This window comes from Dactylosporangium sp. NPDC048998, from assembly GCF_043197855.1.
GTDB lineage: Bacteria > Actinomycetota > Actinomycetes > Mycobacteriales > Micromonosporaceae > Dactylosporangium.
On the sequence record NZ_JBICTV010000031.1, the window covers coordinates 1 to 18,288 of the forward strand.

Consider the following 18,288-nt stretch of genomic DNA (forward strand, 5'->3'; position numbering starts at 1 on the left):
GGTGGCTCGGGCGGTGTGGAAGCCGGCGCCGTCGCTGGGGGTGTCGGCCGAGGCGTGGCTGACCGCGGGCGGGCCGCATCACACCGTGCTGTCCCGGGCGGTCGGGGTCGAGGAGCTGTACGACCTCGCGGAGATGGTCTCCACCGAGTTGCTGGTCATCGACTCGGCGACGACGACCCGGGAGTTCGCCAAGGAGGTGCGCTGGAACGCCGCGTACTACCGCCTGGCGCGCGGCTTCTGACGTTCTGCCGTTTGCGGCGGCCGGGTCGGTTTTCGGCCCGGCCGCCGTCGGCGTTTGTCCGGATTTTTTGGATTTTTTGGGACTTATCAGCCTTCGGGCATTTGCGGGACCTCGGTGATCCAGGTGCGAGCCGCGGCCGGTAGGGGCGAGGCGCCTTTGGCGTACGTGGCGATGCCCGTCATCAGGCCCGGCCACAGCGAGCCGCGCCACCGGCCACCGAACGGGGCCAGCAGCACCAGCCGCCGGCCGTTCCACCAGCCGTGGGTCTCGGTTCCCGTGGTACCGCGGACGGCGACGTGCGTGTCGGGGAAGTCCCGTAGCAGGTCCAGCACCAGCAGCGCGGTGCGGCGAGGGTCCTTGGTCGTCTCGACCAGCACGCCGCCACCGTCTGTCCGCTGTACCGTCCCCACCGACTCCGGGATCGCGTCGACCGCGTCGTCGAACGGCGAGCGCACCAGCAGCTCCCCGGCGTCGGCGGCGATGTCCTCGGCGCGGAAGCCGGCCCCGAGGACCGCCCCGGCGAGCCCGTCCGCGTACCGGGCGACGAGCTCCTCCGGCGCGGCCCGATCGAGCCGGACGGCCGCGCGCAGGTCCTCGAACCCGGCCAGCGGCGCGAGCCGGTGCCCGTGATGGACGGCCGCGATCCCGACCGTGGCGAGCGCCGCCTGCTCGGCCCCGAACGCCTCGTCGTCGGCCGCGATGAGCGCGTCGAGCCCGGCGGCGACGAGGGGCGTCCAGTCCCGCGGAGCGGGCCACAGCCCGGCGGCGGCGAGCACGAGCACGATCCGGAACGCGGCGAGCCGGGCCGGCAGCGGCCACCCGGCGGCCGCGCCCCCGAGCCGGAGCACCTGTTGCCGGAGACGGTCGCGCCCCGCGTCGTCGAGCCCGGCGATCGCCGCCGCCACGCTCGGTTCCTCGTGTCCGGCTGTATCGCCCGCTCCGGCCCTGTCCGCGGCGTTCGGTTCCTCGTGTGCGGCTGTATTGCCCGCTCCGGCCGTGCCGCCCGCTCCGGCCCGGATCGCGGTGCGGCCGAAGGCCAGGTCCAGCAGCGCCGGGCCGACGACTGCGCGCAGCCTCGCCTCCTTGCGCGAGCGGCGCTCCTCCGCGGGCACGCCGTGGCGCACCGTCCGGCCGGTCGCCAGCTGCGCCACCGCGGTGAACAGCGCCTCGAGGCGCGCGGCGTCGCCGAGCACGGCCGGCAGCGGCAGGGCCTCCAGCGGGGACGGGTGGCTGAACCGGGTCACCGCGCCCGCGACGTCGGTGACGACCGCCGCGCCGAGGTCGGTGCCGTCCGCGGCCCTGACCTGCGCGGTGCGGCCGTCGAGGGCCGGGCCGTCCGCGGCGTACGTGTGCAGGCGCCCCGCCGCCCCCGTCCACGGCAGCTTCGCCGCCGCGTCGCCGACCGTCACCACGAGCCCGTCCGGCGCCGTCGTGCCGGCCGCGACCAGGCTCGCCTCGATCCGGTCGGCGAGCAGCCGCACCCCGAGCACCCGGGCGACGGCGGGCGCGGCGGCCGGCGCCGGGCGCACCCGCAGCGCGTCGTCGTCGAGCGCGATCTCGCGAGCTTCCGGCGCGTCCAGCAGCGACTCGGTCACCTCCAGCAGCAGCCCGAGTTCACAGTTGCCGCCGGGCTCGGCGCTCGTGGACAGCAGCGCCTCCGGGGTGCAGTCCAGGCCGCCGGTGATGAGGACGCCCGAGCCGTCGTTCCACCACTCGATGGCGCCGGCGTGGTGGTACCGCGGCCCGTTCGGCGTGCGCACCTCCGGCTCCTCGGCGTTGCCCGCGCCGGCCCCGCCTCCGTTGGGTCCGGCCTCATCCAGCGCTACGAGGAGGCCCACGGGGTCGCAGCGCACGCCCGAAGGCAGCAGCAGCCGGACGCGTGTCGCCCGCACGTTGCGCACGATCTCGCCGAGCGCCCGCCCGGTCGGGTCGAACGCGGGCGCGCTCACGCTCAGCCGGTCCGCCCCCGACGGAAACGGCAGCTGCTCGACGATCGCCACCAGGTCGTTGGTGAGCAGGAGCGGCTCGTCCGCCTCGGCGGCGTGCGGCCGGGCGGTCAGCAGCTTCGCCACCGCCGCCAGCCGCTCGACGCCCAGCGGCTCGATCCACAGCTGCTCCGGCAGCCGCAGCAGCCACTCCGCGATGTCGGTGATCAGCGTCGGTACCGTCGCCCCGTCGGCGCGCAGGTGCGTCCACGCCTCGGCGTTGCGCAGCCAGCCGTCCGGGGTCGCGTCGCCGGAGCCGATCGACACCACGGCCGCGGTCGGCGACGCGGAGATGACCAGTCGCGGCCGGAACGCCCCACCGGATCGCACCACGACCGGTACCGGCAGCACGTCGCGCACCGCCGCCGCACCGTCACCCGGCGTCGCGCCACCCGGCGTGGCCGCGTGTCCGTTCGCGCCGCCACCGGGTGTCGCGCCCTCGTCACCGGCCGCGTCGTCGCCGGCGAACGCGTCGCCGCGCGTCGGCACGTCGTCGTCGCCCGCCGTGGCGTCGTACAGGACGGTGATCCGTGCTCCCGCCGCCCGCGCCGGCCGGAGGCACTCCTCGACGAAGGCCAGGTCGCAGTGGTGGGTGAGAACGAGCACCTCCTCGGCGCCGGCGAGCAGCGGCGCGGGCGTCTGCGGGCGGTCGGCCGTGGCCGTCCATGCCGGGCCAGCTGTCAGCAACCTTCGGCTCCCTTCGGCGGCAACACCCTTGACAGATATACCTTGACGCAATGACCGTCCGCATCAGGCACATCACGTTCGACTGTGCCGATCCGTACCGCTTGTCCCTGTTTTGGGGTGCGGTTACCGGCTACCAGGAACAACCCAACGATCCCAACCTGCCTACGCATGATCAGGCGCTCATCCTCGCCCCGGACGGCTCCGCCGGCCTGCTGTTCATCCGCGTCCCCGAGCCCAAGGCCGTGAAGAACCGCGTCCACCTCGACGTGCAGCCGCTGGACGCGACCCGCGACGCGGAGATCGAGCGCGTGCTTGGCCTGGGCGCCTCTCTCGTCGGTGATTTCAGACGTCCCGACGGTACCGGCTGGGCCGTTCTCGCCGATCCCGAGGGCAACGAGTTCTGCATCGAGCGCAGTGCTACGGAGCGCGCGTCCTGACGCACCGTGCGCCACGGCGGCCCGCACGCACCTCGTCCGCGTGCAGGCATCACAGAACGCGCCCGGCCAGGGGCCGTCCGTGTGGCTGTTTTGTGACGCTTTACACAACCGGCGGCGTCACGGGATGTAGCGGCCCTGGCGCGCAATCCGTCGCGGTTGCCGTTGTGCTCCTTGCAAACGGGCGTTGGCGCGGCGCACGATGCTGCCATGCAGCGCGATGAACTCGCCCTCACCGGCGGTGGCGGCGTCCGGATCGTGTACGACGCCTGGCTGCCCGAGCAGGGCGTGAGCGGTGTCGTGGTCCTGTCCCACGGGATGGGCGAGCACGCCCGGCGGTACGACCACGTCATCGCGCGTCTTGGCGAGCTCGGTCTCGCCGTGTACGCGCCCGATCACCGTGGGCACGGACGCTCCGGCGGCAAGCGCCTGCTCGCGCGCCGCATCGCCGAGTACACGGACGACCTCGACGTGTTGTTCGCCGAGGTCCGCCGCCGCCACCCCGGCCAGGTGCCGTTCCTGATCGGGCACAGCATGGGGGCGATGATCGCCCTGGCGTACGCCCTGGATCACCAGGCCGACCTGCGCGGACTCGTGCTGTCCGGCACGCCGGTCCTGCCCGGCAAGGGCATTCCGAAGCCCGCGATCGCGGTCGCCAAGGTGCTCGGCCGCATCGCCCCGGGCGCGCCGGTGCAGTCGCTGCCGTCCAGCCTGATCTCCAAGGACCCGGCGGTCGTCGCGAAGTACGACGCCGACCCGCTGGTGCACCACGGCAAGGTCCCGGCCGGCCTCGGCGGCGCGATGCTCACCCAGATGGCCGTCTTCCAGCGGCGCCTGCCGGAGCTGACGATGCCCGCGCTCGTGCTGCACGGCTCCGAGGACGGCCTCGTCGACGCCGAGTCGAGCCGGCTCATCGCGGCGCGGGCAGGATCGAAGGACCTGACACTCCACGTGTACGACGGGTTGCACCACGAGGTGTACAACGAACCCGAGCAGGACCGGGTCCTCGACGACCTCACAGGGTGGCTCAAGACTCACTGAGGGAACAACATTGGGCCGAGTGGGCGTTGCAAGCTGCCATGAACGACGTGATCGCCGAGTACCGCAGGGGAGTCCTCTACTTCGACGCCGGTGACCCGATCGAGGCGGCGAAGATCCTGTCCACCGTCCTGGACGAAGAGCCCGGCAACGCCGAGGTGCGGCTGTGGCTGGCGCGCGCCTACTTCGCGTCCGCCCAGCTCAACCGGGCCGAGCAGCACCTGCGCGCGCTGGTCGACCGGGACCCGAGCGACCACTACGCGTGCCACCTGCTGGGCCGCACCCTCGAGCGCCAGCACCGCCAGAAGGAGGCGCTGCCGTTCCTGCGCCTGGCGGCGGCGATGTCCGCGGTTCCCGACTATTCCGCAGCGGTACGGCGGGTAGCCGGCTCCTCCTGACGCGCTCCGCCTTGCTTCGTCCGCGACCTCTGACCGGCTCTGCCTGGGGCACGCTCTCGGTGTTGCCTCCGGCGGGCCGTCGGACCTGACCGAGACGGTCGCCGGGCGGTCCGCTTCCGGACTGCCCGGTATCGCCTGACCGTTACTGGCTGACCGCTGCCTGTCGCGCACATTCGCGGAAGCCCGGGGGCAGCGCGCCGACCGGAGATCGCCTACGGTGGCCACTCGTGAGGCACTATCCGTGGGGCGCGCTGCTCAAGGGGATCTGGCGGACGCTGCTCGCGCTCGCGGCGACGACGGGCTGCGTCATCGTCACCGGCATCCTCGCCGGCGGTTCGAGCTTCACCTGGCTGACGGTGGGCTCCGTGCTGTCGTTGCTGGCCGCCGTGCCCGGCTACCTGCTGTATCGGGTCGGCGCCCCCGACCACACCGCCGGCAGCCGCGTGGTCATGCTGCTCGTGCTGACGTTCGCCTCGTGGCTGGCGGCACTGCTGGTGGCGCCGGTCTACATGTCGCGCGAGGGCACCCCGACCGACGCCGTTGTCACGCAGGTCGTCCGCGGGCTGAGCAGCGTCTCGGAGAAGAAGTTCCCGGCGTACGAGGTCGCCGACCGCTCCACCGGCGAAAACCTCGGCCGGCTGCACTTCCTCGACTCCGAGCCGAAGGTCGGCGAGAAGGTCCGCGTCCGCGTCGACCAGCGCGGCTGGTTCAACGTCACAGTCGCCGACCCAACCGGTCGGTTCACCAAGCTGGCCGCCCTCGTCGTGGGCGTGCTCGGCCTGGTCGCCCTGGTCCTCGGCGTCGGCGGCCACATGCCCGACTGAACCTCGCCGCTCGGCGCCCGCATCTTCGTGGGCCGCTCGACACGCCCGCGACCGTGATGTCCGACCTGGGGGAGACCTTGGCCCAGAATCGCATGTCGATGCTGCTGCTCGGCGACCAGACGCAGTTGCGTGGCGACCGGCGATTCCACGCGTACCGCTGGTTCACCGAGCCCTCGATGCGCGCCCGTCACCCGGCGGACGAGACCGAGCATCACTCCAGGGTGGTCGTCGCCGACCTGAGAGCGACCGTGGCCCGCCGGCGTGGCGACGCCGACGTGGTCCGGCTCGTCGCGCGCCTGCGGGCCGCCAGCGAGGAGTTCGCGCAGCGCTGGGACGAGCACGAGGTGAAGGTCCGCCGCGCGGATCGCAAACGGATCCACAACGCGCAGGTCGGCCTGGTGCACGTCGACTGCGAGACGCTCATGACCCCGGACCAGACCCAGCTGCTGCTTGTGCTGACCCCGACGCCGGGCACGGACGCGGCCGAGAAGCTTGCGCTACTCGCCGTGGTCGGGCTACAGCAGTTCGCCTGAGCGGACGCCCGTGCGGCACTCCCGAGCGTGACCGGGCCTCACAGGAGGACGGGCAACGCCACCGTGCCGTGGATCAGCGTGCCGGGCCGCCACATTACCTCGGACGGCGGCACCGCCAGGCGGATGTCCGGGAACGCCGCCAGCAGGTCGATGAAGGCGATCTGCGCCTCCAGCCGGGCGAGCGGCGCGCCGAGGCAGTAGTGGATGCCGTACCCGAACGCGAGGTGCTGGTTGTCCGGCCGGCCCAGGTCGAACTCGTCCGGCGCCGGGAACCGGTCCGGGTCCCGGTCGGCGGACAGCAGCGAGATCGCGACCATGGCGCCGGCCGGGATCGTCACTCCACCGTACGTGACCGGCTCCATGGCCGTGCGTGACGTCGCGGTCTCGACCGGGCTCTCCAGGCGCAGGAACTCCTCGACGGCCGCCGGGATCAGCGACGGGTCCTCCCGCAGGCGCCGGTGCGCGTCCGGGAGCGTCAGCAGGGTGTACATCCCGTTGCCGATGAGGTTCACCGTCGTCTCGTGCCCGGCGAGCAGCAGCAGGAACGCCATCGACGTGAGCTCGTCCTCGCTGAGGCGGTCCTCCTCGTCCCTGGTCGCGATGAGCGCGCTGAGCAGGTCACCCGCCGGAGCGGCGCGCTTACGCTCGATCAGCCTCAGCAGGTACCCCACGAAGGCCGCCGCCGCCTCGGCCGCCCCGGCGCCGCCGGCCGACGCCGACACCGACACCATCACCGACGTCCAGTGCCGGAAGTCCGCCTGGTCCTCGATCGGCACGCCGAGCAGCTCGCAGATCACCTGGATCGGCAGATGGACGGCGTATTCCTCGACGAGGTCCGCGCTGTCCTTGCCGCGCAACGGCTCGATCAGCGCCGCGCTCAGCTCGCCGATGCGCGGGCGGAGATCCTCGACGCGCCGTGCGGTGAAGACCTTCGCGACCAGGCGGCGCAGCCGCGTGTGGTCCGGCGGGTCGTTGGCCAGCAGGTGGTGGGTCAGCGGCGAGCGCACCGGGGCGGCCAGTGCGCGCGCGTTGTCGCCGGCCCCCTGCCGCTTCGACAGGCGCGGATCGGCGAGCGCGGCCTTGCAGTCCGAATATCTCGTGACGATCCATATCTCCATGCCGTTGGGCAGCGTCACCGGATGTACCGGCGCCTCCTGCCGCAGCGCGGCGTACACGGGATGGGGGTTGTTCCAGAACTCCTGCGTGAACAGTGTCGGCGACGTCACGCATCAACCGTAACGAATCAAGCCATCGGCGGGAATCATCGTGCGGATCGCGGCAGGATGACCGGCGTGGCGAACACCTAGCCGTGCGCGATATGGCGGAGCGCAATGTAGCGACAAAGCGGTGAGCGTCAGGGCGACAGCGGGCGCCAGTGCAGCGGGGTCGAGAGCACCATCGTGCTCGAGGGCTGGCCGTACGGGGCCAAACGATCGATCGTCGACTCGAAGTCCTCCATCGAGGCCGTCACGACCTTCAGGATCGAGCACGCGTCGCCGGTCACCCGGTGGATCTCCAGTACCTCCGGCCACTCGAGCACGCTGGGATCGCGCAGCACGCAGCGCGCGCCGTAGCACGACATCCTGATCAGGGCGACCACGTGCCGGCCGGCCTTGGTCAGGTCGACATGTGCGTGGTAGCCGGTGATCACCCCGGCGGTCTCCAGCCGGCGCACCCGCTCGGCCACGGCCGGCGGGGACAGGTGGACCCGGCGGGACAGCTCGGAGTAGGACAGCCGGGCGTCGTCCTGCAACTCGCGCAGCAGCGCCCAGTCCATGTTGTCCACGGGCACCTTCCGTTCCAAAAGTCGATCGTGCGGGACGGTTTGCATCCCGTACGTGAGCAGCGTAAACGACCGTTGATCCACTATTTCGCGCAGGTGGGTCGGGGTAAGACGATAGGGCTGTGAGTGGTCTCATCCTTGAGTTTCCCGATCAGGTCCCATACGACGCGTATGTCCATGCCAGCACGCTGCACTCGCTCCAGCAGCCGCTGAGCAAGGACCCCGGCGAGATGTCCTTCCTCATGGTCAGCCAGGTGATGGAGCTGTGGTTCGGGCTGGCGCGGCACGAGCTGCGCGACACCCAGCGGCTCCTGCGCGAGGACGACGTGTGGGGCGCCGTCGCCACGCTGCGGCGCATCAAACTCCACCTGGACGGGCTCATCGCGGCCTGGAACGGGCTGCGCTGGATGACGCCGTCGGACTTCAACCGTTTCCGCGGGCAGCTCGGCGAGGCGTCCGGCTTCCAGTCGGCGATGTACCGCCACCTGGAGTTCCTGCTGGGGCTCAAGAGCGAGTCGCTGATCCGCCCGTTCAAGCGGCAGGCCGAACTGTACGACGACCTGGCCGTCGCGCTGGCCGCGCCGAGCGTGTGGGACGACGTCATCGCCATGCTCGCCCGGCGCGGCTTTGACATCCCGGCCGACGTGCTCACCCGCGACCACGCGCGGGAGTACGAGCCGTCGCCGGCCGTCGAGCAGGCCTGGGTGGAGATCTACCGCGACGACCGCGGCGACAACCCGCTCTACGTGCTCGGCGAGGCGCTGACCGACGTCGCGGAGGCGTTCGGCGACTGGCGGTACAAGCACCTGACCGCCGTACAGCGGACAATGGGCAACAAGCCCGGCAGCGGCGGCTCCTCCGGCGCGGCCTGGCTGACCCGCAGCATGGCCCGGGTAGTGTTCCCCGAACTTTGGTCCGCACGGACGGTGATTTGATGGCGCACGCGGAAGACCGCACTGAAGACGAGGCCCGCCGGCTCGACGCCGCCGACGCCGGGCACCGGGAGCTGTTCCTCGTGCCGCCGGCCGAGGGCGGCGACTACCCCGAGACGGCGTACCTGGCCGGCAACTCGCTCGGCCTGCAGCCCCGCGCCGTGCGGGGTGAGCTGCTCGAGGATCTCGACGCGTGGGCCCGGCTCGGCGTCGAGGGGCACCTGGAGGCCGAGCGGCCCTGGCTGCCCTACCACGAGCTGCTGCGCGAGCCGGCCGCCCGGCTGGTCGGCGCGCTCCCGGCCGAGACGGTGGTGATGAACTCACTGACCGTCAACCTGCACCTGCTGATGGTGTCGTTCTACCGGCCGGCCGGCGGGCGCACGCTGATCGTCGTCGAGGACACCGCGTTCCCGTCGGACAGCTACGCGGTCCGCAGCCAGGCCGCCTTCCACGGCCTCGATCCGGACCTCACGGTCGTGCGCACCGACGACCCGCTGGCGACGATCCGCGAGCACGGGGACCGCATCGCGCTGGTACTGCTGGGCGGGGTCAACTACCTCACCGGCGAGCTGATGGACATCCCGGGGATCACGGCGGCCGGACACGCGGCCGGGGCGATCGTGGGGTGGGACCTGGCGCACGCGGCCGGCAACGTGCCGCTGCGGCTGCACGAGTGGGGCGTCGACTTCGCCGCGTGGTGCTCGTACAAGTACCTCAACAGCGGGCCGGGGGCGGTGGCGGGCGCGTTCGTGCACGAGCGGCACACCGGCAGCGCCCTGCCCCGGTTCGAGGGCTGGTGGAGCACCGAGCCGGCGACGCGGTTCGAGATGGCGCCGGTGTCCCGCCCGCCGAGGACCGCCGACGCGTGGCAGGTGTCCAACCCGCCGATCCTGGCGATGAGCCCGGTGCGCACGTCCCTGGAGCTGTTCGACACGGTCGGCATGCCGGCGCTGCGGGCGCGCAGCGAGCGGCTCACCGCATACCTGCAGACGCTGCTGGACCCGATCCGCTCGGATCGCATGGAGGTCGTGACGCCGCGCGACCCGGCGCGGCGCGGCTGCCAGCTGTCGCTGCGCGTCGCCGACGCCGGCGGGCTGAGCAAGACCCTGCGCCACCGGCACGGGGTGATCGCCGACAGTCGCGAGCCCGACATCGTGCGGCTCGCCCCGGTGCCGCTGTACTCGACGTACCACGACTGCTGGCGGGCGGCCGCCGCGATCGCGCACGAGGTGGGGGCATGACGGACGTCGCCGTGGTCGGTGCCGGTCTCACCGGCAGCCTGCTCGCCTGCTATCTGGCCCGGCGCGGGCACAACGTGACCGTTTACGAGCGCCGCCCCGACCCGCGCACCACCACCGCGGAGCGCGGCCGGTCGATCAACCTGGCGCTGTCGGAGCGGGGCATCGACGCCCTGCGCCGGATCGGCCTGCACGAGCGGGTGCTCGTCGATGCGCTGCCGATGCGCGGGCGGATGATCCACCCGGTCGCCGGCGACCTGGACTTCCAGCAGTACAGCATCGACGGGCAGCGGGCGATCAACTCGATCAGCCGGGGCGCGTTGAACAACGCGCTGCTCGACGCGGCCGGCGCCACCCGCGGGGTGAAGATCGTCTTCGAGCACCGGCTGACCGGGCTCGACCCGCTGGTGTTCGCGACGCCGGCCGGCGAGGTGAAGGCGACCGCCGACGTCGTCATCGGCGCCGACGGCGCGGGCAGCGCGGTGCGCGGCCAGCTGCTCGGCATGGGGCTGCTCGACGAGTCGGTCGACTTCCTCGACTACGGCTACAAGGAGCTGACGATCGCGACGGGCCCGGACGGCGACTTCGCCATGGATCCCGGCGCGCTGCACATCTGGCCGCGCGGCACGTCGATGATGATCGCGCTGCCCAACCCCGACCGGACGTTCACCTGCACGCTCTTCTGGCCCAACGGCGGCACGTCGAGCTTCGCGTCGCTGGGCAGCCCGGCCGCGATCGAGCGGCACTTCCGGGCGGTCTATCCGGACGTGGTACCGCTGATGCCCAACCTGGTCGACGACTACCGGCTCAACCCGGTCGGTCTGCTCGGCACGGTGCGCTGCGGGCCGTGGCAGGCGGCGACGCCGGGCGGCCCGGTCGGCCTGATCGGCGACGCGGCGCACGCGATCGTGCCGTTCTACGGGCAGGGCGCCAACTGCGGGTTCGAGGACTGCGTCGTGCTCGACCGGGTGCTCGAGGAGACGGACGACGACTTCGCCGCCGCGCTGCCGCTGTTCGATGCGCGGCGCCGCGACGACGTCGAGGCGATCGCGACGATGGCGCTCAACAACTTCGTGGAGATGAGGGACAAGGTGGCCTCGCCGGTGTTCCAGCTCGGGAAGAAGATCGAGCACGCGCTGGAACGCGCGCTGCCCGGCCGGTACGTCTCCCGCTACGAGCTGGTCTCGTTCAGCACCACGCCCTACGCGCAGGTGCGGGACCGGGTGCGGCGGCAGCACCAGGTGCTCGGGGCGGTCGGCGCCCTCGCGCTCGGCGCGCTCGGCGCCGCCGTGGTCAAGGGGTGGCGGCGATGACGCTGCGGCACTTCGTCGGCGGGCGGTTCGTCGCCACCGACACGACGTTTCCGAAACTGAGCCCGGTCACCGGCGACCTCGTCACCGAGGTGTGCGAGGCGGACGAGTCCACCGTGGACGCCGCGGTGGCGGCGGCGCGGGCGGCCGTTCGCGGCCCATGGGGGCGCACCAGCGAGCTGGAGCGCGCGGCCGTGCTGCGCCGGATCGCTGACGAGCTCGAGCGGCGCTTCGACGACCTGGTCGCCGCCGAGGTCGCCGACACCGGCAAGCCGGTGAGCCAGGCGCGCACGCTCGACATTCCGCGTGGGGCGGCCAACTTCCGCGCGTTCGCCGACATCGTCGCCGCGGCGCCGGCCGAGTCGTTCACCACCGTCACCCCGGCCGGCGGGCGCGCGCTCAACTACGCGGTGCGCAAGCCGGTCGGCGTGGTCGCGATCGTCGTGCCGTGGAACCTGCCGCTGCTGCTGCTGACCTGGAAGGTGGCCCCGGCGCTCGCGTGCGGCAACGCAGTCGTGGTCAAACCCTCCGAGGAGACCCCCTCTTCGGCGACGGTACTCGCCGAGGCGATGGCCGCCGCCGGCGTGCCCGACGGCGTCTTCAACCTCGTGCACGGGTTCGGGCCGGGCTCGGCCGGGGAGTTCCTCACCCGCCACCCGGACGTCGACGCGATCACGTTCACCGGCGAGTCCGCGACCGGCTCGGCGATCATGCGAGCCGCCGCCGACGGGGTGAAGGCGGTCTCGTTCGAGCTCGGCGGCAAGAACGCCGGCCTGGTGTTCGCCGACAGCGACCTCGACGCGGCCGTCGCCGGTTCGGTGCGCTCCAGCTTCACCAACGGCGGCCAGGTGTGCCTGTGCACCGAGCGGCTGTACGTGCAGCGCCCGGTCTTCGACGAGTTCGTCACCCGGCTGGGCAAGGCGGCCTCCGCCCTGACGTGGGGGTGGCCGCAGGACGAGGGCACCGCCACGATGCCGCTGATCTCGAAGCAGCACCGCGAGAAGGTGCTCGGCTACTACGACCTCGCCCGCACGGAGGGCGCCACGGTGGTGACCGGCGGAGGGGTGCCGACGTTCGACGACGCCCGCGACGGCGGCGCATACGTCCAGCCGACGGTGCTCGTCGGCCTCCTGCCGGACGCCCGCACCAACCGCGAGGAGATCTTCGGGCCGGTCTGCCACGTCGCGCCGTTCGACACCGAGGAGGAGGCCTTCGCGCTGGCCAACGACAGCGACTACGGCCTCGCCGCGACCGTGTGGACCCGCGACGTCGGCCGGGCACACCGGGCCGGCCTGGCGCTGGACGCCGGGCTGGTCTGGGTCAACACCTGGTTCCTGCGCGACCTGCGCTCCCCGTTCGGCGGGGTCAAGGCCTCCGGCATCGGCCGCGAGGGCGGCATCCACTCGCTCAACTTCTACTCCGAGCTCACCAACGTCTGCGTGGACCTTTCATGACCGATGTTCAGAAGGCGGCCGAGGCGCTGCTGGCCGCCTACGAGACGGGCACCCCGATCGCGCCGCTGCGCGGGACGGTGCTGCCGGAGGGCGACGTCGCCACGGCGTACGCCGTGCAGCAAGCCCAGGCCGAGCGCTGGGAGGCGGCCGGTCGGCGGCCCGTCGGCGCGAAGATCGGCCTGACCTCGCCGGCCGTGCAGAGCATGTTCGGGGTCTTCCAGCCGGACTTCGGCGTCCTGTACGCCGACATGGCCGTGCCCGACGGCGCCCCGATCCCGGCCGGCAAGCTGCTCCAGCCGCGCGTGGAGGTCGAGGTCGCGTTCGTGCTCGGCCGTGACCTGCCGCACGAGCAGGTCACCGTCGTCGACGTCATCCGCGCCACCGACCACCTGCTGCCGGCGATCGAGGTGGTCGACTCCCGGATCGCCGGCTGGGACATCTCCATCGTGGACACGGTGGCCGACAACGCGTCCAGCGGCCTGTTCGTGCTCGGCACCGCGCCGCGCCGCCTGGCCGGCGTCGACCTGCGGCTGTGCGGAGCCGTGGTGGAGCACCTCGGCGAGCCGGTGTCGGTCGGTGCGGGTGCGGCCTGCCTTGGCAACCCGGTGCACGCCGTCGCCTGGCTGGCCACCACGCTGGCCGCCGCCGGCCGCCCGCTGCGCGCCGGCGACCTCGTGCTGTCCGGCGCGCTCGGCCCGATGGTCCCGGTGCCTGTGACGGCCGCGGGACAGGTGTACGAGGCGCGGGTATCCGGGCTCGGCTCGGTCCGGGCCGTCTTCGAAGGGAGTGCGGCATGACCGTCGGCGTGGCGGTCGTCGGGTCGGGCAACATCGGCACCGACCTGATGATCAAGGTACTGCGGCTCTCCGAGTCGCTCTCGATGGTCGCGATGGCCGGCATCGACCCGGACTCCGACGGGCTCGCCCGGGCGCGGCGGCTCGGCGTCGCCACCACCGCGGCCGGCGTCGACGGCCTCGTTGCCATGCCCGAGTTCGCCGACGTGCGGATCGTCTTCGACGCGACGAGCGCCGGGGCCCACCGGCACAACAACGAGGTGCTGCAGGCGCACGGCCGCCGGGTCGTCGACCTCACGCCCGCCGCGATCGGGCCGTACGTCGTGCCGCCGGTCAACCTCGACGAGCACCTCGGCGCGCCCAACGTCAACCTCGTGACGTGCGGCGGGCAGGCGACCGTGCCGATCGTCGCGGCGGTCGGGGCGGTGAGCCCGGTCGCCTACGCGGAGATCGTCGCCTCGATCGCCTCGAAGTCGGCCGGCCCCGGCACGCGGGCCAACATCGACGAGTTCACCGTCACCACCGCCCGCGCGCTGGAGGTCGTGGGGGGCGCCGCCCGAGGCAAGGCGATCATCGTGCTCAACCCGGCCGACCCGCCGCTGCTGATGCGCGACACCGTGTACTGCGTCTGCCCCGACCGCGACGCCGACCGTACCGCGATCGCCGCGTCGGTCGAGGCGATGGTCAAGACCGTCGGCGGGTACGTGCCAGGCTACCGGCTCAAGCAGGAGGTCCAGTTCTCCGCCGACCCGGAGGGGCTGCTCGTGACCGTGTTCCTCGAGGTCTCCGGCGCCGGGCACTACCTGCCCGCCTACGCCGGCAACCTCGACATCATGACCTCCGCCGCGCTCCAGGTAGCCGAGAGGATCGCCAAAGCATGACCGAGCGCCTGTACATCCAGGACGTGACGCTGCGCGACGGCATGCACGCCATCGCGCACCGGTACACCGTCGAGCAGGTGCGCACGATCGCCGCCGCGCTCGACGCGGCCGGCGTCGACGCCATCGAGGTCGCGCACGGCGACGGCCTGGCCGGGTCGAGCGTCAACTACGGCCGGGGCGCCGCCACCGACGCCGAGTGGATCGCGGCGGCCGCCGAGGCGATCACCAACGCGAGGCTGACCACGCTGCTGCTGCCCGGGATCGGCACCATCGCCGACCTCAAGCAGGCCCGCGACCTCGGGGTCACCAGCGTGCGGATCGCCACCCACTGCACGGAGGCCGACATCGCCGCCCAGCACATCGGCTGGGCGCGGGAGAACGGCATGGACGTCTCCGGCTTCCTGATGATGTCGCACATGAACCCGCCGGCCGCGCTCGCCGAGCAGGCCAAGCTGATGGAGTCGTACGGCGCGCACTGCGTGTACGTCACCGACTCCGGCGGCCGGCTGCTCATGCACGACGTCGCCGAGCGGGTCGACGCCTACCGTCAGGTGCTCGACCCGGCCACCCAGATCGGCATCCACGCCCACCACAACCTGTCGTTCGGGGTGGCCAACAGCGTCGTCGCCGTCGAGCACGGCACCGTCCGGGTCGACGCCTCCCTCGCCGGGCAGGGCGCCGGGGCCGGCAACGCGCCGCTGGAGGTGTTCGTGGCGGTCGCCGACCTGATGGGCTGGGAGCACGGCTGCGACACGTTCGCGCTCATGGACGCGGCCGAGGACCTGGTGCGGCCGCTGCAGGACCGTCCGGTGCGGGTCGACCGCGAGACGCTCTCCCTCGGCTACGCCGGCGTCTACTCGAGCTTCCTGCGCCACGCCGAGCGGGCGTCGGAACGCTTCGGCGTGGACGTGCGGGACATCCTGGTGGAGCTGGGCCGCCGGCGGATGGTCGGCGGCCAGGAGGACATGATCGTCGATGTGGCCCTCGATCTGGTGAAGGAGCGCGCGTGAGCGGGTCGGAGCGGAGCGGAGAGGCCGCGAACCATTGGATCAGGTTCAGCTCAGGCGGCCGGAGCGGAGCGGAGGTCGCATGAGCCTCGCAGAGCAGCTCGATCAGGCGGAGCGCACCCGCACCGCGATCGCGCAGGTGGTCTCGCAGAGCGGGGCCGACGCCGACGAGGCGTACCGCATCCAGGAGGCGCTGGTGGCGCGGCGGGTGAGCCGCGGCGAACGCCTCGTCGGCATCAAGCTGGGCCTGACCAGCCGGGCCAAGATGGCGCAGGTCGGCGTCGACCAGGTCATCTGGGGCCGGCTCACCGACGCGATGCGGATCGACGACGGCGGCGCGGTCGACACCGACCGGTACATCCACCCGCGGGTCGAGCCCGAGGTGGCGTTCCGCCTCGACGCGACCGGCGCGGCGACCGCGGTCGCGCCCGCGCTGGAGCTGATCGACTCCCGCTACGCCGACTTCAAGTTCACGCTGCCCGACGTGATCGCCGACAACACCTCGGCGGCCGGGTTCGTCATCGGGGAGTGGCAACCGCTGCCGGCCGGCCTCGACAACCTGGGCGTGCTGCTGGAGGTCGACGGGCGGGTCGCCCAGATCGGATCCACGGCCGCCATCCTGGGCGATCCCCGCCGGGCCGTCACGGCCGCGGCCACGCTGGCCTCCTCAGCGGGTGTACCGCTGGAGGACGGCTGGGTACTGCTCGCCGGCGCGGCGACGGCGGCGGTGCCGCTGGCGCGGGGTGCGCACGTGCGCGCGGTCGTCGAGGGCCTGGGCACCGCCTCCCTGCGGGCGCTGTCGTGATCGTCGAGGGCGCGGCCCGGCCGCGCGGGCGGTTCCCGCACGTGAAGGTCGCGGGCGGCTTCGCGTTCGTCTCCGGCACATCGTCGCGCCGGCCCGACAACACCATCGCCGGGGCGTCCGTGGACGCGATGGGCACGACGAGCCTCGACATCCGCGAGCAGACCCGGGCCGTGCTGCGCAACATCGACGACATCCTGGCCGCGGTCGGCGCGTCGCTCGCCGACGTGGTGCAGGTGACCACGTACCTGGTCAACATGAACGACTTCGGCGGCTACAACGAGGTCTACGGCGAGTTCTTCGACGAGACCGGGCCGGCGCGCACCACGGTGGCGGTGCACCAGCTGCCCCACCCGCACCTGCTGATCGAGATCCAGGCCGTCGCGCTGATCCCCCGTTCCAATGCTGCCCCAGCGGAGGTGTCGAGATGACTGACATGACCCCGGTGAGCTTTCCCGACTGGCTCGCCGAAAACCAGCACCTGCTCAAGCCGCCGGTCGGCAACAAGCAGGTGCTCCCGACCGGGTCGGACTTCATCGTGATGGTCGTCGGCGGGCCCAACCAGCGCACCGACTTCCACGTGGACCCCTACGAGGAGTTCTTCTACCAGATCAAGGGCAACATGCACCTCAACGTCATGACGCCCGACGGCCCCGACACGGTGCACATCAACGAGGGCGGGATGTGGCTGCTGCCCGGCAACATGCCCCACTCGCCGCAGCGCGAGGCCGGCTCGATCGGCATCGTCCTGGAGCGGGTGCGCGAGGAGGGGACCCTGGAGAAGTTCCAGTGGTACTGCCCGTCGTGCGGCAACAAGGTGCACGAGGTCGAGCTGCAGGTGCGCGACATCGTGGTCGACCTGCCGCCCGTGTTCCAGGCGTTCTACGACGACGAGAAGGCGCGTACCTGCACCGAGTGCGGCACCGTACACCCGGGTAAAGGATGAGGGTCGACGTCCACACCCACCTGGTGCCGCTCGGCTGGCCGGATCTCGCGGCCGAGTGCGGCGGCACCGGGTGGCCGTGGCTGCGCGTCGACTCCGAACGCGCGGCCATGATCATGGTTGGGTCCACCGAGTTCCGGCCCATCGGCCCGTCCGCCTGGGACGCGCCGACCCGCCTGCAGGACATGGACGCCGACGGCGTCGAGCTGCAGGTGATCTCCCCGACGCCGGTGTTCTTCTCCTACGAACGCCCGGCCGGCCAGGCGGTCAAGGTCGCCCGGATCTTCAACGACCTGACGCTGAAGCTGGCCGCCGAGGGCGCGGGCCGGTTCTTGCCGTTCTGTCAGGTGCCGCTGCAGGACCCGGACGCGGCCTGCGCCGAGCTCGACCGCTGCCTGGCCAACGGGCACGCCGGCGTGGAGATCGGCAACCACGTCGGCGACCGGGACCTCGACGATCCGGGCATCGTGTCGTTCCTGCAGCACTGCGCGGCGGTCGGCGCGCCGGTGTTCGTGCACCCCTGGGACATGCCGGCCGGTCCCCGGCTGGACCGATGGATGGCCCGCTGGCTGACCGGCATGCCGGCCGAGACCCATCTGTCGATCCTGGCGATGATCCTCGGAGGTGTCTTCGACGCGGTACCGCCGTCCCTGCGTATCTGCTTCGCGCACGGCGGCGGCAGCTTCGCCTTCTGGCTCGGCCGCGCCGAGAACGCCTGGCACCGCCGCGGCGACGTGGTCCGGGGCCGCTCGGAGCATCCGCCGTCGCACTACCTCGACCGCTTCTCGGTCGACTCCGTCGTCTTCGACCCGGCCGCCTTACGGCTGCTGGTCGAGACGCTGGGGGAGGACCGGGTCATGGTCGGCAGCGACTATCCGTATCCCCTGGGCGAGCGCCCGGTCGGCGCGGTGGTCGACACGGCGGACTTCCTGAGCGAGGTCCAGCGCGCGAAGCTGCTGGGCGCCAACGCGCTGCGGTTCCTCGGGCGTTGAGCACCGGCCCCC

Annotated in this window: 19 protein-coding genes and 1 pseudogene; 17 read left to right on the forward strand and 3 right to left on the reverse strand. The window is 72.4% G+C overall.

Going from position 1 to position 18,288, the window contains the following annotated elements; all coding sequences use genetic code 11:
- Window positions 1-241, forward strand: a pseudogene (locus ACGFI8_RS39005) (L-arabinose isomerase); the annotation flags it as partial.
- 86 nt (window positions 242-327) lie between these two features.
- Here the strand turns inward: ACGFI8_RS39005 and ACGFI8_RS39010 are convergent.
- Window positions 328-2,913, reverse strand: a complete 2,586-nt coding sequence (locus tag ACGFI8_RS39010) for a hypothetical protein (RefSeq protein WP_392812393.1) — start codon at window positions 2,911-2,913, stop codon at window positions 328-330.
- 50 nt (window positions 2,914-2,963) lie between these two features.
- On the opposite strand from ACGFI8_RS39010, the gene ACGFI8_RS39015 reads away from it, so the two are divergent.
- From ACGFI8_RS39015 to ACGFI8_RS39035, 5 genes are all read left to right on the forward strand, one after another.
- Window positions 2,964-3,350, forward strand: a complete 387-nt coding sequence (locus ACGFI8_RS39015; RefSeq protein WP_392812395.1) for a VOC family protein — start codon at window positions 2,964-2,966, stop codon at window positions 3,348-3,350.
- A 207-nt stretch (window positions 3,351-3,557) separates the two neighbouring features.
- The gene (locus tag ACGFI8_RS39020; RefSeq protein WP_392812397.1) at window positions 3,558-4,388 is read left to right on the forward strand and encodes an alpha/beta hydrolase; all 831 of its coding nucleotides are present in this window, start codon (window positions 3,558-3,560) and stop codon (window positions 4,386-4,388) included.
- Between the two features lie 38 nt (window positions 4,389-4,426).
- Window positions 4,427-4,783 carry a tetratricopeptide repeat protein gene (locus ACGFI8_RS39025; RefSeq protein WP_392812399.1) on the forward strand — a complete coding sequence of 119 codons (357 nt, stop codon included), beginning with the start codon at window positions 4,427-4,429 and terminating at the stop codon, window positions 4,781-4,783.
- 227 nt (window positions 4,784-5,010) lie between these two features.
- Window positions 5,011-5,607: a hypothetical protein gene (locus ACGFI8_RS39030; protein WP_392812401.1), complete on the forward strand. Its 597-nt coding sequence runs from the start codon at window positions 5,011-5,013 to the stop codon at window positions 5,605-5,607.
- Window positions 5,604-6,140 carry a hypothetical protein gene (locus tag ACGFI8_RS39035; protein WP_392812526.1) on the forward strand — a complete coding sequence of 179 codons (537 nt, stop codon included), beginning with the start codon at window positions 5,604-5,606 and terminating at the stop codon, window positions 6,138-6,140. Before ACGFI8_RS39030 ends, ACGFI8_RS39035 begins: the two co-directional genes overlap by 4 nt.
- Window positions 6,141-6,178: 38 nt before the next feature.
- Here the strand turns inward: ACGFI8_RS39035 and ACGFI8_RS39040 are convergent, their stop codons facing one another.
- Together ACGFI8_RS39040 and ACGFI8_RS39045 are read right to left on the reverse strand one after the other, a co-directional pair.
- On the reverse strand, window positions 6,179-7,366 hold the full coding sequence (locus ACGFI8_RS39040) for a cytochrome P450 (protein ID WP_392812403.1): 1,188 nt from the start codon (window positions 7,364-7,366) through the stop codon (window positions 6,179-6,181).
- 128 nt (window positions 7,367-7,494) lie between these two features.
- Window positions 7,495-7,926 (reverse strand): Lrp/AsnC family transcriptional regulator, encoded by a 432-nt coding sequence (locus ACGFI8_RS39045; RefSeq protein ID WP_392812527.1) that lies wholly within the window; start codon window positions 7,924-7,926, stop codon window positions 7,495-7,497.
- A gap of 119 nt (window positions 7,927-8,045) precedes the next feature.
- On the opposite strand from ACGFI8_RS39045, the gene ACGFI8_RS39050 reads away from it, so the two are divergent.
- From ACGFI8_RS39050 to ACGFI8_RS39100, 11 genes are all read left to right on the forward strand, one after another.
- Window positions 8,046-8,858 carry a tryptophan 2,3-dioxygenase gene (locus ACGFI8_RS39050; RefSeq protein ID WP_392812404.1) on the forward strand — a complete coding sequence of 271 codons (813 nt, stop codon included), beginning with the start codon at window positions 8,046-8,048 and terminating at the stop codon, window positions 8,856-8,858.
- Entirely contained in the window at window positions 8,858-10,096 is a 1,239-nt protein-coding gene (gene kynU / locus ACGFI8_RS39055) for a kynureninase (RefSeq protein WP_392812405.1), read from the forward strand. The genes ACGFI8_RS39050 and kynU overlap by 1 nt, the downstream gene beginning before the upstream one ends.
- Entirely contained in the window at window positions 10,093-11,406 is a 1,314-nt protein-coding gene (locus ACGFI8_RS39060; protein ID WP_392812407.1) for an FAD-dependent oxidoreductase, read from the forward strand. Before kynU ends, ACGFI8_RS39060 begins: the two co-directional genes overlap by 4 nt.
- Entirely contained in the window at window positions 11,403-12,857 is a 1,455-nt protein-coding gene (locus ACGFI8_RS39065) for a 2-hydroxymuconic semialdehyde dehydrogenase (protein ID WP_392812409.1), read from the forward strand. The genes ACGFI8_RS39060 and ACGFI8_RS39065 overlap by 4 nt, the downstream gene beginning before the upstream one ends.
- On the forward strand, window positions 12,854-13,654 hold the full coding sequence (locus ACGFI8_RS39070) for a 2-keto-4-pentenoate hydratase (RefSeq protein ID WP_392812411.1): 801 nt from the start codon (window positions 12,854-12,856) through the stop codon (window positions 13,652-13,654). The genes ACGFI8_RS39065 and ACGFI8_RS39070 overlap by 4 nt, the downstream gene beginning before the upstream one ends.
- Complete coding sequence (locus tag ACGFI8_RS39075; RefSeq protein ID WP_392812413.1) at window positions 13,651-14,532, forward strand: acetaldehyde dehydrogenase (acetylating); 882 nt, start codon at window positions 13,651-13,653, stop codon at window positions 14,530-14,532. Before ACGFI8_RS39070 ends, ACGFI8_RS39075 begins: the two co-directional genes overlap by 4 nt.
- Window positions 14,529-15,542, forward strand: coding sequence for a 4-hydroxy-2-oxovalerate aldolase (gene dmpG / locus ACGFI8_RS39080; protein WP_392812415.1), 1,014 nt, complete (start codon window positions 14,529-14,531; stop codon window positions 15,540-15,542). The genes ACGFI8_RS39075 and dmpG overlap by 4 nt, the downstream gene beginning before the upstream one ends.
- A 79-nt stretch (window positions 15,543-15,621) precedes the next feature.
- On the forward strand, window positions 15,622-16,344 hold the full coding sequence (locus ACGFI8_RS39085) for a 2-keto-4-pentenoate hydratase (RefSeq protein ID WP_392812417.1): 723 nt from the start codon (window positions 15,622-15,624) through the stop codon (window positions 16,342-16,344).
- Window positions 16,344-16,772: a RidA family protein gene (locus tag ACGFI8_RS39090; protein ID WP_392812528.1), complete on the forward strand. Its 429-nt coding sequence runs from the start codon at window positions 16,344-16,346 to the stop codon at window positions 16,770-16,772. Before ACGFI8_RS39085 ends, ACGFI8_RS39090 begins: the two co-directional genes overlap by 1 nt.
- Window positions 16,769-17,287: a 3-hydroxyanthranilate 3,4-dioxygenase gene (locus ACGFI8_RS39095; RefSeq protein WP_392812419.1), complete on the forward strand. Its 519-nt coding sequence runs from the start codon at window positions 16,769-16,771 to the stop codon at window positions 17,285-17,287. Before ACGFI8_RS39090 ends, ACGFI8_RS39095 begins: the two co-directional genes overlap by 4 nt.
- Window positions 17,284-18,276, forward strand: coding sequence for an amidohydrolase family protein (locus ACGFI8_RS39100; RefSeq protein WP_392812421.1), 993 nt, complete (start codon window positions 17,284-17,286; stop codon window positions 18,274-18,276). The genes ACGFI8_RS39095 and ACGFI8_RS39100 overlap by 4 nt, the downstream gene beginning before the upstream one ends.
- Window positions 18,277-18,288 lie beyond the last annotated feature (12 nt).